At 73.0% G+C, this 12,497-nt stretch carries 14 protein-coding genes; all 14 read left to right on the top strand.

What is annotated here, in order from left to right:
- Positions 1-141: 141 nt before the first annotated feature.
- The gene (locus IEY86_RS00325) at positions 142-405 is read left to right on the top strand and encodes an acyl carrier protein (protein WP_189129387.1); all 264 of its coding nucleotides are present in this window, start codon (positions 142-144) and stop codon (positions 403-405) included.
- A 4-nt stretch (positions 406-409) separates the two neighbouring features.
- Positions 410-1,615: a beta-ketoacyl-[acyl-carrier-protein] synthase family protein gene (locus IEY86_RS00320; protein WP_189129386.1), complete on the top strand. Its 1,206-nt coding sequence runs from the start codon at positions 410-412 to the stop codon at positions 1,613-1,615.
- Positions 1,612-2,787, top strand: coding sequence for a beta-ketoacyl synthase N-terminal-like domain-containing protein (locus IEY86_RS00315; protein ID WP_189129385.1), 1,176 nt, complete (start codon positions 1,612-1,614; stop codon positions 2,785-2,787). The genes IEY86_RS00320 and IEY86_RS00315 overlap by 4 nt, the downstream gene beginning before the upstream one ends.
- A complete protein-coding gene (locus IEY86_RS00310) occupies positions 2,771-3,988 on the top strand; it encodes a beta-ketoacyl-[acyl-carrier-protein] synthase family protein (protein WP_229698047.1) in 1,218 nt (405 codons plus the stop codon). Before IEY86_RS00315 ends, IEY86_RS00310 begins: the two co-directional genes overlap by 17 nt.
- The gene (locus tag IEY86_RS00305) at positions 3,981-4,850 is read left to right on the top strand and encodes a beta-ketoacyl synthase N-terminal-like domain-containing protein (protein WP_189129383.1); all 870 of its coding nucleotides are present in this window, start codon (positions 3,981-3,983) and stop codon (positions 4,848-4,850) included. Before IEY86_RS00310 ends, IEY86_RS00305 begins: the two co-directional genes overlap by 8 nt.
- Positions 4,847-6,625: an alpha/beta fold hydrolase gene (locus IEY86_RS00300; RefSeq protein WP_189129382.1), complete on the top strand. Its 1,779-nt coding sequence runs from the start codon at positions 4,847-4,849 to the stop codon at positions 6,623-6,625. Before IEY86_RS00305 ends, IEY86_RS00300 begins: the two co-directional genes overlap by 4 nt.
- Positions 6,622-7,260 (top strand): 2-hydroxychromene-2-carboxylate isomerase, encoded by a 639-nt coding sequence (locus IEY86_RS00295; RefSeq protein ID WP_189129381.1) that lies wholly within the window; start codon positions 6,622-6,624, stop codon positions 7,258-7,260. Before IEY86_RS00300 ends, IEY86_RS00295 begins: the two co-directional genes overlap by 4 nt.
- A gap of 11 nt (positions 7,261-7,271) precedes the next feature.
- Entirely contained in the window at positions 7,272-7,478 is a 207-nt protein-coding gene (locus IEY86_RS00290; RefSeq protein WP_189129380.1) for a hypothetical protein, read from the top strand.
- Positions 7,479-7,596: 118 nt separating this feature from the next.
- Positions 7,597-8,337 (top strand): 3-oxoacyl-[acyl-carrier-protein] reductase, encoded by a 741-nt coding sequence (fabG, locus tag IEY86_RS00285; protein WP_189129379.1) that lies wholly within the window; start codon positions 7,597-7,599, stop codon positions 8,335-8,337.
- Positions 8,334-8,858, top strand: coding sequence for a 3-hydroxyacyl-ACP dehydratase FabZ family protein (locus IEY86_RS00280; RefSeq protein ID WP_189129378.1), 525 nt, complete (start codon positions 8,334-8,336; stop codon positions 8,856-8,858). Before fabG ends, IEY86_RS00280 begins: the two co-directional genes overlap by 4 nt.
- On the top strand, positions 8,828-9,310 hold the full coding sequence (locus IEY86_RS00275; RefSeq protein WP_189129377.1) for a 3-hydroxyacyl-ACP dehydratase FabZ family protein: 483 nt from the start codon (positions 8,828-8,830) through the stop codon (positions 9,308-9,310). Before IEY86_RS00280 ends, IEY86_RS00275 begins: the two co-directional genes overlap by 31 nt.
- Positions 9,307-10,506, top strand: coding sequence for a beta-ketoacyl-[acyl-carrier-protein] synthase family protein (locus tag IEY86_RS00270; RefSeq protein ID WP_189129376.1), 1,200 nt, complete (start codon positions 9,307-9,309; stop codon positions 10,504-10,506). Before IEY86_RS00275 ends, IEY86_RS00270 begins: the two co-directional genes overlap by 4 nt.
- Positions 10,503-11,669, top strand: coding sequence for a beta-ketoacyl synthase N-terminal-like domain-containing protein (locus tag IEY86_RS00265; RefSeq protein WP_189129375.1), 1,167 nt, complete (start codon positions 10,503-10,505; stop codon positions 11,667-11,669). The genes IEY86_RS00270 and IEY86_RS00265 overlap by 4 nt, the downstream gene beginning before the upstream one ends.
- A complete protein-coding gene (locus IEY86_RS00260) occupies positions 11,666-12,484 on the top strand; it encodes an alpha/beta fold hydrolase (protein ID WP_189129374.1) in 819 nt (272 codons plus the stop codon). Before IEY86_RS00265 ends, IEY86_RS00260 begins: the two co-directional genes overlap by 4 nt.
- The last annotated feature ends 13 nt before the right edge of the window (positions 12,485-12,497 follow it).

Genomic DNA, 12,497 nt, shown 5'->3' with positions numbered 1-12,497 from the left:
GGAGTTGGGGGCGCACCCGGAGCGGCTTTATTGCGAACGCCCATCCCCGCTGGATCCGCTGCCCGCCCCTGCCTAATGTCAATGGCAGCGGAATCGAACTGCGAGTCCGTCAGGGAATACCAATGGAAGGTGTTTGCGGATATGACGACCGCCATCAACAAGCAGGAGCAGCTGGACGAGATCCGCGAGATTGTCGCGGAGGTCCTCGAGCTCGAGCCCGAGGAGATCACCGAGACCAGCCACTTTGTCGAGGAGCACGAGGCCGACTCCCTGCGCGCGATCGAGATCCTCGCCCGCCTCGAGAAGAAGTACAAGGTCGAGATCCCGCAGTCGGAGCTCCCCAAGATGGTCAACCTGACCGAGGTGTACAACATCCTGGCGCAGCACGCCGGCTGGCTGGGCTGAACCGATGCGACGGGTAGTCATCACCGGCCTGGGGCCTGTGTCGAGCATCGGGATCGGAGCGTCCGCCTACGAGGCCGGACTGCGTGAGGGCGTCAACGGCGTCTCCCCGATCGCGTGCTTCGACTCCACCGGCTTCCCCTACTACATGGCCGGCGAAGTGCATGATTTCCGGCCTGAGGACATGGTCCGGCGGCTGTCTGTCGATGAGTGGGGCCGTACCAGCCTCTTCGCGGCATCCGCGGCGCGCCTCGCGGTCGCGGATGCCGGGATCGACGAGGACGAGCTCGCCGCGGCGAGGGCCGGATCGAGCATGGGGACCACCGGTGGGGAGTCCCAGGTCCTCGAGCGGCTCACGGGCGACAGCCTGACGGCCGGACTGGACGGCCTCGACGCGGGTCTGGTGCGTCAGGTCTCCAGCGCACGGCTGTCGCAGGCGGTCAACCGGGAACTGCGCCTGACCGGCGACGCGGTCACGTTGTCCACCGCCTGCTCCGCGAGCAACTACGCCCTCGGCTACGCCTACGACCTGATCAGGACCGGCGAGGCCGACTACATGATCGCCGGTGGCGCCGACTCGGTCGGCCGGTGGTCGCACGCGGGCTTCTACCGCCTCGGCGCGCTCACCGAGAAGGCGTGCTCGCCGTTCGACAAGGACCGCTCGGGCATCATCACGGGCGAGGGCGGCGCGGCGATGTTCCTCGAAAGCCTGGAGTCCGCGCGGGCCCGAGGGGCCCGTATCCACGCCGAGGTGCTCGGCTACGGACTCAACTGCGACGCCAACCACATGGTGGCGCCGAACCGGGACAGCATCGCCGAGTGCATGCGCATCGCGCACCGCAACGCGGGCGTCAAGGCGTCCGAGGTCGACTACATCTGCGCCCACGGCACCGGGACCCCGGCCAACGACTACGTCGAGGCCAGTGCGGTGGTCGACGTCTTCGGCGAGAACCCTCCGCCGATCAGCTCCACCAAGTCGATGCTCGGCCACACCATGGGCGCCGCCAGCGGCCTCGGGGCGATCGCCTCGGTGCTCGGCATCGCGGGCTCGTTCCTGCCGCCCACCATCAACTTCAACACCCCGGACCCGGACATGCCCAAGATCGACCCGGTACCCAACCAGGCGCGCACCGCCGATGTCCGCATCGCCCAGGTCAACGGCTTCGCGTTCGGCGGCAACAACGCCATCGTCATCCTGGGGAGGCCCTCATGACGCTCGCCCCGGAGCTCTCCGCCGAGTCCGTCCCGGCACCGACCGGGCCCCCGGCCCTGGCCATCACCGGCTTCGGAGTGCTCTCCGGCGCCGGGATCGGGCCGCAGGCCCTGGCTGCCGCGATCGGCGGGCATGGCGCGGGGCCCGCCGACGTCAGTGGGATGTTCGAGGAGCCGCTGCCGCGCCAGGACGCCCACGCCCTGGTGGACTTCAAGGTCCGCGACCACCTCGGCCGCAAGGGCACCTCGTTCTTCGACCGCAGCACCGCGCTCGGCATGGTCGCGTGCAAGGCGGCGCTCGCCGACACCGACCTCGAGGTGGACGACGACAACCGCGCCCGCATCGGCATCACGCTGGGCACCACGGCGGGCAGCGCCAAGTCCACCAGCGACTACAGCCGCGACACCTTCGTCCAGGAGCGCCCGTACCTGGTCAACCCGCTGCTCTTCCCCAACGCGGTGATGAACTGCGCCGCCGGGCAGGCCGGGATCTGGTACGGCCTCCAGGGCCCCAACGCGACCATCGCGGGCGGCCCCCTGGCGATGCTCAACGTCCTGCGCTACAGCCGCAATCTCATCGGCTGCGGCTACGCGAGCGCCCTGCTGGCCGGCTCCATCGAGGAGTTCAGCCCGCAGGCCGCGTGGGCGGTGCACTACGGACAGTCCACCGAGGGCGGCAGCCTGCCGCCGGGTGAGGGCGCGGCGGTCTTCGTCGTCGAGAACGCCGACGCGGTGCGCGCCGCCGGACGGCGGCCGGACGCCGAGGTGCTCAGCGTCGAGGTCGGGGTCTTCGACCCGCCCGGCCCCGACGGCGCCTTCTCCCAGGGCCTGGCGACCTGCCTGACCCGGGCGCTGGAGCGGGCCGGGGTCACCGCCGACCAGGTGGCGACCGTCGCCACCGCGGCCAACGGGATGACCCGGCTGGACGAGGCCGAGGAGGCCGCGGTCACCTCGGTGCTCGGCTCCGACGTTCCTCGGCTGCGGGTCAAGGAGTCCACCGGCGAGGCGTTCAGCGCCTCGGGTGCCTTCCAGCTGGCCGCGCTCCTCGCGCGGCACCGCACCGAGCCCGCCCGTGACGGCGAGATCTCGGTCATCACCGCCCGTACCGCCGAGGGCGCGGCAGGCGCCGCGGTGGTCAGGGGGTGGAGCCGTGCCGGTGGCGATCACGGGTAGCTCGATGGTCAGCTGCCTCGGCGGACTCGACGAGACCTTCGAGGCACTTCTCGCCGGGCGCAGCGGGGTCTCCCCCCTGCGCACCGGTGACCCGGACAAGCTCAATGTCCACTACGCGTACAGCATCGACGACGCGGGAGCAGCCTCCAAGGGCACAGCCTCCGGGGGCCCTGCCTCCACGGGCAGAGCCTCCACGGGCACCGGCCTCGGCACGGACCCGGCCTCGAACGACGAGGCGGGTCCGCGGTCGGCCGGCCGGTGGCTGGCCCACTGCGTGGCCGAGGCCCTCCGCGACGCGGGCGTCGACCCGGCCGAGCGCCGGGTCGCCGTGATCGTCGGCACGGGCCTGCGCGAGCACCGCGCCGTGGAGCAGTGGCACGGCGACGGCGCCGAACTGCGCCTGGCCCAGACCCACTTCACCGAGGCGGTCCGCTCGGTGGCCCCGGACGTCACGGAGGTGCACACGCTGGCCAACGCGTGTGCCGCCTCCGGCTACGCCCTCGCGCTCGCCGTCGACCTGCTGGAGCTGGGCGAGGCCGACGCGGTGGTGGCCGCCGGGTGCGACACGATGACCGAGTCCATGCTCACCATGATCGGCCGGGTGGGCACCACCACGGCCGACACCGTGCGGCCCTTCGACGCGGACCGCGACGGAGTGCTGCTCGGCGAAGGCGCGGTCGCCGTCGTGGTGGAGCGGACGGAGCGGACGGCGAAGAACCGGCCCGCCCTGGGTCTCGTCCGCGGTGTCGGAGTGGGCTGCGACGCCCACCACGAGACCGCGCCCGACCTCGCGGGCATCGTCGCCACCATGCGCGACGCGCACCGCAGGGCCGGGGTCGCGCCGGGGGAGATCGGCCTGGTCGTCGCCCACGGCACGGCCACCGCGCTCAACGACCCCACCGAGGCCGCCGCCCTGGTGGAGGCGTTCGGCCCCGACGGGCCGCCGGTCACCGGGATCAAGGGCGCCATCGGGCACACCTCCGGCGGCGCCGCGCTGATGAGCGTCCTGGTGGCGCTCAAGGCGATGCGCTCCGGTGTGGTGCCCCCCGTCGTCGGCCTGCGCACGCCCATCCCCGAGGCCGAGAAGCTCGCCCTCGTGAACGGGCAGCCGCTGCGGGCCCGCCCCCGGGTGGCCCAGGTGAACGCGTTCGGGTTCGGCGGGGTGAACGCGGTGACGATCGTGGAGGCTGTCGATGTCTGAGCGCACCGACTTGCTCGCGCTCGACGGCTGGGCCGTGCACGCCCCCGGCTGGGCCGCCGCCGATCTGCCGGGCTCTCCCGAGCAGCCGGCCTGCCCTCCGGAGCGGGCCAAGGAGGTCCTCGGCCGCAAGGGGCTGCTGGGCAAGGAGCCGGCGACCCGGCTGGCGCTGTGCGCGGTCCACCGCGCGCTGGGCCTGCCCCCGGGGCGCCCGGCCGAACCCCTGCCCGGCGCCGCCGGCACCGCCGTTGTCGTGGCCTCCAACTTCGGCAATGTCGAGACCGTGTGCACCGTGCTGTCCGACATGCGCGAGCGCAACGGCTCCGTGGTGAGCCCGATGGACGCCCCCAACGCGTCCAGCAACGTCATCGCGAGCACCATCGCCATCCGGTACGGCTTCACCGGCCCCAACCTGACCGTGTGCAGCGGCGCCACCGCCGGACTGGACGCCGTACGCCTGGCGCGGGTGCTCCTGCTGTCAGGGCGGGCCCGCAAGGCGGTCGTGGTGGGCGTCGAGCCCGCCGACGCGGTCGCCACGAAGCTGGCCGGGCTGCGGCCCGGCGCGCACCCACCGCTGGCCGCCGCCGCGGGAGTCGTCCTGCTCGGGATCCCCGGTGCCTGGGACGAGCCGACCGGGCTGCGGTGCGGGCCCGTTGCGCGCCACCGCGAGCCCGTGGCCGTCACCGGCCGTGAGCCGGGTGAGCTGTACGGCGCCGCCGGAGTGGTCCGGCTGGCGTCCGCCGCCGCCCGGATGGCCGAGGCCGGGCCGGGCGCCGCGCCCGCCACCGTCGGCTGCGGCGACAGCGAGGACGGCTGGGCGAGCCTGGAGCTCGTCCCCGGCACCCCCGCGGGAGCCGTGGCATGAACGGGTGGACCCAGGTGGCCGCCGCCGACGGCATGGAGGTCTGGCGCGGGCCCGGCGAGGGCCCCGCGCTGGTCGCCGTGCACGGCATCGAGGACTCCTGGCGCAACTGGAACCTCCTCGCCGAGCGGCTGGAGGGGTACACCGTGTACGCGCTCCAGATGCCCTGGCACGGCGGCAACACCTACACCTGGCGCGAGGGCGGAAGTCCGGCGCGGTGGCTGCGGCGGGCGCTGGAGATGGTCCCCGAGCAGCCGCACGCCCTGATGGGCCACTCCTTCGGCGCCAACGCCATCCTCGAGCACCTGTCCACGCTGGAGGACGTCCGGGACCCGGGGATCGCCGCCGTGGTGCTGGCCGCCCCGTTCTACCGGCCCGCCGGGTTCACCCTCTCCGAGCCGCTGCGGCTGCGTTCGCAGGCCGCGTTCCGCCGGGTGCTCGTGGACGGACTGCACCTCTCGCTCGGCGAGAAGGCCTCCCGGATGGATCCGGAGATCCGCTCGCTGATGGAGAGCAAGCTCCTCAAACGGGCGGTGCCCGCCGGATTCCCGGTCTTCTACCGGGAGTTCGCGGCCTCCGGGCATCTGGACCTGACCCGGATCACCGTGCCCACCCTCGTGCTCGCCGGGACGCGCGACGAGGGACTGACCCCGATGCGCGCCGCCGGGCTGGACCGGGCGATGCCGGCCGCGACCGTCCGGCTGCGCCCGGACTACGGGCACTTCTGCCACGTGGCGCAGGCCGACGAGATGAGCCGTGACGCGGCCGGGTTCCTCCGGGACCCCCGCGCCGCCCGGCCGACCGACGACTCACAAGGAGAACCGACCGTGACCGAGCTGCTCGACGGGGAGCCCACGAGCTATGTGGGCATGCCGCGCTACGAAGGCGCGAACATCCGCACCTGGATCGGGTTCAAGCACTTCATGTACCTGGTCGAGGAGGCGATTCTGCAGTACTTCCGCGACCGCGGCGTCGGAGCCCGCTCGCTGTACCACACCTACGGCCTCGGCCTGGAGATCGTGGACTCCTCGGTGCAGCTGCCTGTGGCGCTCGAGGTCGACGAGCAGGTGTACGCCACCGTAGTGTCGGGCAAGGCCAAGCCCGGCCAGGGCGCCCCGTTCACCGTCTCCCTCACCGTGGAGCGCGACGGCCAGACCGTGACCGCCCTCAAGGGCAAGGTCCGGGTGGCGCTCGTCGCCGTCAAGGACGGCTCCGGCACCGAGCCCGTCCCGGCGTTCCTCGAGCCCTATGTGGTCCCCGAGGTCGGCGCCCTGGACAACTCCCAGGCCGCGACCCTGACCATCGAGGAGGGCCAGGAGGCCGCCGACGTCCTGGCGCCCGAGGGCTCCGGCGCCATGCTGTGGGACTGGCGCGCCCCCTACTACTACTGCCACTTCTCCGACCGGCTCCAGCACTCCGCCTACGTGCGGACCCTGGAGGAGGTCGTGGACCGCTACCTCTACGCCCAGGACCTGGCCATCGGCCGGCTGCTGGAGGAGCGCGGCTGGATTCCCGTGGTCTCCCGCGCCCGGGTGCAGGTGCTCTCCGACATCTGGATGGAGGAGACCGTCCATACGGTCTTCAAGGTCGAGGAGATCCTGCGCGACACGATGTACACCGCGCGGATGGACTGCTACGTGCGCCGCGGCGACCGCCTCGAGCGCGCCGCCACCGGCACCATCATGCACGGCTACGCCATCAGCCGCGGTGAGAAGGCCGGCACCGTGGCCGTCCTCGACGCCGATGTGCAGGCGGCGCTCCTGGGCGGTGCCCGGTGAGGAAGCCGCCGCGCCTGTACTTCTCCCTGCGCAGCCCGTTCAGCTGGATGGCCGTCCGGCAGCTCGAGGAGCGCCTGCCCAACGCCCAGGAACTCATCGAGTACGTGCCGTTCTCCGAGCCGGACGCCGCCAGCGCGGCCGCCCTGGAGGCCGCGGGCGGCGAGTTCCACTACGTGGCCATGAGCAAGGCCAAGCACCTGTACATCCTCAACGACACCAAGCGCCTGGCCGCCAAGCACGGCTACGCCATGAAGTGGCCCATCGACAAGGGCGACGAGTGGTGGGACCTGCCGCACCTGGCCTGGTTCAAGGCGAGGGAACTCGGCGTGCAGAGCGAGTACTACGCCGCCGTGATGGCCGCGCGCTGGGAGCGGGGCGAGAACATCTGCGACCCCGGCCTGCTGCGCCGTGTCTGCGACGACGCGGGACTGCCCGGCGCCGCCCTGGTCGCCGCCCCCGACGAGGCGCACATACGTGAGCAGGGTCTGCGCGCCCTGATGCAGATCTACGAGGACGACATCTTCGGCGTCCCGTACTTCAAGGTCGGCCGGCACCGCTTCTGGGGCCTGGACCGGCTCGACGACTTCCTGCCGGCGCTGGAGCAGGCGCTGGCCACCGCGACGAGCAAGGCGTGAGGAGCACCGTGATGACCGCTGCGACGACCGAGACCCGGCCGGCACACACCCCGTCGGCCCACACCCCGCCGAGCCGCACCACCGCGGCCCACACCACGCCGGCCGACTATCCCATGGTCGACGTCGAGTGGGGCGAGGACCCGCTGACCGACATCCCGCGCGAGCTCCTGGAGCGGCGCGGCGCCATGGACGCCGACACCGCCGGCGGCTGCGGCTGACCTCGGCCGGGTCGCGACCGCGGCCCGGCCACCACCTCGGCCGCGTGCGCGGCCGGGGCCACCACCAGGACACCGCCGCCGCGCCGACGGCGACGGCAACCCAGGAAGGGCAACCGCAGTGACCGAACGCCGATTGGCCATCGTCACCGGTGGATCGCGAGGAATCGGACGGGCCGTGGCGGTGCAGCTCGCCGCGGACGGCTACGACATCGCCTTCTGCTACCGCAGCGGCGCCGACGCGGCCGCCGAGACCGAGAAGCTCGTGCGTGAGCACGGCGCTCAGGTCCACCACGCCCCGTGCGACGTCGCCGACTACGACAGCGTGCAGGAGTTCGTGGCACACGCGTCCAAGGAGCTCGGCCCGGTGCACGTGCTCGTCAACTCGGCGGGCATCGTGCGCGACAACCCGATGGTCCTCATGCCGGTGGACGACTGGCGGGCCGTCATCGACACCAACCTCAGCGGAACGTTCAACTTCTGCCGCACGGTCGCCTTCAGCTTCATGAAGCGCAAGGAGGGCGTGATCGTCAACATGTCCTCCATCGCGGGTGTGTACGGCAACCCCACGCAGACCAACTACTCCGCCTCCAAGGCCGGTATCCAGGGCATGAGCGCCGCCCTGGCCAAGGAGGTCGCGCCCTACGGCATCCGCGTCAACGTCGTCGCTCCAGGCTTCATCGAGACCGACATGACCGAGGCGCTGCCGGAGAAGGTCCGCGCCACCGCGCTCAAGGCGATCCCGCTCAAGCGGTACGGCGGCGCCGAGGAGGTCGCCGACCTGGTGTCCTTCCTGGTCTCCGACAAGGCCGCCTACATCACCGGCGAGGTCATCCAGATCGACGGCGGAGTGGCGCTGTGACCAGCGCCTCCAGCGCCTCCGGGGCCGCGCTCGCGGCCCCGGGAACCGACCCCGCCGGCGGGACGGCCGCGCCACCGCCCCGCCGGCGGGCCGCGCCGCACAACCCCGTCGACTCCGCCTCGGTGCTCTCGTCCACGGAGGTGGTCGCCCGCAAGGCGGTCCGCGCCGACGACGCCTACCTCGAGGGCCACTATCCGGACATGACGGTCTATCCGGGCGTCTTCCTCATCGAGTCGGTCCACGAAGCGGTGATCCACTTCGTGCGGCAGGTCCGGGGCGAGGGCGTCGTGCCCGAGCCCGCGGTCCTGGAGTCGGTGCGCTTCACCACCGCACTGCGTCCCGGTGACGTGCTCGACGTCCACTGCGAGTGCCGCCCGGGGGAGGGCGACACCCTGCTCGTGACCGCGCTGTGCACCAGCGGCGGCGCCAGAGCGGCCCAAATGAAGATCCAATTCCGGCTGGTGGCCGACACCGCCGAAACGGGGGACCCATGCACGACTACGCGGCCATCCGCCGCCTGATCCCGCACGCCCATCCGATCCTGCTCGTCGACAAGGTCCTGGAGATGGAGCCGTACGAGCGGATCGTCACGTCCAAGACCGTCAGCGGCAGCGAGCCCTGCTACGCCGGGCTCGCCCCGGACCTGGGCAGCCGTGCCTTCGCCTACCCGGCGTCCCTGCTGATGGAGTCGTGGGGACAGGGCGGCGCGATCCTGTGGATGGAACGGATCAGGGCCCAGCGCCGGGAGCGCAGCGGTGCGCTGATCCTGGCCGCGACCCGGAAGGTCGCCCTGCACCGCGCGGTCATGCCCGGGGACACCCTGCGGCACGTGGTGCGGGTCGACCAGTACGTGGGCGACAACGTCTTCCTCAGCGGTGAGTCCTACGTCGGCGACGAGCTGGTGGCCGAGGTCGGCTCCGCGATCGCCGTCATGAGACCGGCCGAACTCGTCTCGTGGGAGGGCGCGGCGTGACACCGCAGATCGTGATCACCGGGCTCGGTGTGGTCTCCCCGCTCGGCCATGACCTCGACAGCTACTGGAACGGCCTGCTGCGCGGCGAGGTGCCGGTGCGGCCCCTGGACTACCCGGGCACCGCCGTGGACGGCTCCTTGACCTATGTGGTCGACGGCGCCCCGGGCTCCGACGGGGAGATCGGCCGGGCCAGCGGGTTCGCCGTCGAGGCGGCGCGTGCCGCGCTCGCCGACGCCGGCCTCGCGGGCGAGGGCGCCGAGCCGGAGACCGTGGGCCTGTGCGTCGGCACCGGCAACGGCGACAGCGACCTCCAGGAGGCGGAGCGGGACGGGCGGCGCAAGCTCACCGGGCTTCAGTGGTTCCCGTACGGCACCAGCGGGGTCCTCGCCCGTGAGCTGGGGCTCAGCGGCCCCGCCACGACCGTCTCCACGGCCTGCGCGGCGGGCGCCTACGCCGTCGCCCTCGGCGCCGAGATGATCACCGACGGCGAGGCCGACGTGGTCCTCGTGGGCGGCACGGAAGCGGTCTCCCGCCCCGCCATGGGCGCCTTCTTGAGGCTGGGCGCCGCCGACCCCGTGCACTGCCGGCCGTTCGACAGCGACCGCGCGGGCACGGTGTACGGAGAGGGCGCGGCCTTCCTCGTCCTGGAGTCCGCGGAGCACGCGGCCGCCCGCGGGCGCACCCCGTACGCGGCGGTGCTCGGCGCGGGCTGGAGCTGCGACGCCTTCCATGTGACGGCTCCCGACCCGGAGGGGGTCCAGGCCGTGCGCGCGGCCCACGAGGCGCTGACCCGCGGCGGTGTGGCCAAGGACAGCGTCGGCGCGGTCATCAGCCATGGCACCGGCACCCCCGCCAACGACAGCACGGAGAGCAGGACCACGGCCACGGTGCTCGGCGGCATGGTGGCCTCCGTGCCCGTGGCCGCCGTCAAGTCCGCGCTGGGGCACAGCGGTGGGGCGGCCGGGGCGTTCTCCTGCGTCACCGCGGCGCTGGCCTCCCGGCACGGCGTCCTGCCACCGGTCGGCACGCTGGACCGGGTCGACCCGGAGTGCTCGCTGCGGCTGGTGCGGGACGTCCCCGAGAGCACCCGCGGCACCACCTTGCTGGTCAACGCCTACGCGTTCGGCGGCAACAACATCACCGTCGCGATCGGCGCGGCGCAGGGTCCCGGGACGGCCGCGGAGGTGCGGGCATGAACGCGAACACCGACGTGAACGCGAACACGGACATGAGCGCGGGCCGGGGTGGCGGCTCCGGCGCGGACGCCGCGCCGCTGGCCGCCATCACCGGCATCGGACCCGTCAGCCGGGTCGGCATCGGCGTGGCGCAGCTGGCCGAGGCCTCGCTGCCCTGCGGCGGCGACACCGGCTCCGGCATCCGCGAACTGGACAACTTCGACCCCGCCGAGCACCTGGGCAAGCGCGGCTGGAAGTTCCTGCCCCCGGTCACCCGCGCCGCGCTGGCCGCGGTGCGCCTGGCCCTGGCCGACGCGGGAGAGCTCCCGGAGCGGTCGCCGGAGCGAACCGGCGTGGTGATCGGCACCAACTTCGCGGTCAGCGAGATCGTCGACCGGATCGACCGGGCGCTGCTGGAGAACGGCATTCCCGGGATCAGCGCCGTGGAGTGCCCCAACTTCTCGGTCAACGTCCCCGCCAGCCAGGTCTCCATCGCCCATCGGATGAAGGCGTTCAACGTCACACTGTCCAACCTGCTGACGGCGGGCTACGAGGCGCTGCTGGTGGGCGGCAGGTCGCTGCGCGCGGGCCGCGCCGACGCCGTGCTCGCCGGGGCCATCGAGGGGCGGCCGCCCGCCGCCCTGCACACGGTCGCCGGAACGTCCGTGGACGCGGCGGGCGCCTGCCTGCTGCACCTGGAGACTCCGCAGGCGGCGCGTGAGCGCGGCGCCCGGGTCTACGGCTGGCTGACCGGCGGGGCCCGCAGGGTCCTTGCGTCGGACGCGGGCCTCGCCCGCGGGACGCTGGTCAGCGCGCTGGACTCGCTCGGGGACGTCCCTCCCGCCTCCGTGCACCTGTGCCTGCCCGTCGGGGAGGCGGAGGTCGCGGCGCTGCGCGCCGAGGAGGACGCCCGGCGGTGGGCCGACGGGTGCGGCGCCGGCGTCACCGTGACCCGCGGCGCTCCGCAGGCCACCGCCACGAGCGTGCTCGCGCTCGCCCGGCACCTGGTCCGCGAGAGCTCCGCGGCCCCGGCCGGCACGGCGGTCGCGGCGGGCACGGCGGTCGCGGCGGGCACGGCCGCGGTGCCGCACGGGCCGGGCGAGGACGACGCCGTGTTCGGTGTCCTGGGACCGCAGGGCCACCTGGTACTGCTGCGTGTGGCCACGGACGGCGGCGCGGCATGAACGCGGGCGGGGCCGACAGCATGTGGACCGCGGTCAACGAGTCCACGATGTACGGCGAGGAACTGGCCGTGCACCGCTTCGCGGACCTGCCCGCCCTGGCCTTCGTCCACGGCCTCGAGGACGTCTGGTCGAGCTGGACACCGCTGACCCGCTTCCTGGCGGGGCGGTTCCGCAGCTATCCGATGGACATGCCCTGGCGCACGGGCGGCACCTACAAATGGCGCACGCGCGGCACGGCGGCCCAGTGGATCGAGGCCGGCCTCAACCTCGTCCCCGAGCCGGTCTCGGTGCTGGTCGCGCACTCGCTGGGCGCCAACTCCGTGCTCCAGTGGCTCGCCGCCGGAGCGGTGCCCAAGTTCGACGCCCTGGTCCTGCTCTCCCCGTTCTACTGGCCGCCGTCGATGCCCGCGGACTGGAAGGTGTTCGACGCCTTCCGGGAGGACTTCGCGGCGGTGATGACGGCGGGGCTGCGGACCCGGCTGGGGGAGCGCGCCGAGTCGATGGACCCCGAGGTGTTCGCGGCGATGGCACGCAAGATGCTCGACGGGATGGGCCCGCAGGCCTTCCTGGCCCTGTTCGACCAGTACAGCGCGGCGACCCAGCTCCCCCTGGCCCACGTCGACGTCCCCACGCTCGTCCTCGGCAGCCCGCAGGACGCCGGGCTCGCCGGTGAGCGGGCTGAGGCGCTCAAGGCCGACATGCCGTGCGCCGAGCTGTACCTGGACCCCCGACTGACCCACTTCTGCCACATGGAGCAGCCGCGCGAAGTGGCGGAACTGATCCTGTCGTTCGTGGACGGCCACCGGTCGCCGTGACGCCTGCCGAAAG

This window comes from Wenjunlia tyrosinilytica (genome assembly GCF_014646055.1).
GTDB lineage: Bacteria > Actinomycetota > Actinomycetes > Streptomycetales > Streptomycetaceae > Wenjunlia > Wenjunlia tyrosinilytica.
The sequence above is the reverse complement of the archived record's forward strand: the minus strand, read 5'-3'. Positions and strand labels throughout refer to the sequence as shown.

Bases quoted from the DNA above. Each gene is read 5' to 3' on its own strand.
- IEY86_RS00275 (WP_189129377.1), top strand. From the start codon at position 8,828: ATGCACGACTACGCGGCCATCCGCCGCCTGATCCCGCACGCCCATCCG.
- IEY86_RS00290 (WP_189129380.1), top strand. From the start codon at position 7,272: ATGACCGCTGCGACGACCGAGACCCGGCCGGCACACACCCCGTCGGCC.
- IEY86_RS00265 (WP_189129375.1), top strand. From the start codon at position 10,503: ATGAACGCGAACACCGACGTGAACGCGAACACGGACATGAGCGCGGGC.
- IEY86_RS00300 (WP_189129382.1), top strand. From the start codon at position 4,847: ATGAACGGGTGGACCCAGGTGGCCGCCGCCGACGGCATGGAGGTCTGG.
- IEY86_RS00320 (WP_189129386.1), top strand. From the start codon at position 410: ATGCGACGGGTAGTCATCACCGGCCTGGGGCCTGTGTCGAGCATCGGG.
- IEY86_RS00325 (WP_189129387.1), top strand. From the start codon at position 142: ATGACGACCGCCATCAACAAGCAGGAGCAGCTGGACGAGATCCGCGAG.
- IEY86_RS00305 (WP_189129383.1), top strand. From the start codon at position 3,981: ATGTCTGAGCGCACCGACTTGCTCGCGCTCGACGGCTGGGCCGTGCAC.
- IEY86_RS00315 (WP_189129385.1), top strand. From the start codon at position 1,612: ATGACGCTCGCCCCGGAGCTCTCCGCCGAGTCCGTCCCGGCACCGACC.
- IEY86_RS00260 (WP_189129374.1), top strand. From the start codon at position 11,666: ATGAACGCGGGCGGGGCCGACAGCATGTGGACCGCGGTCAACGAGTCC.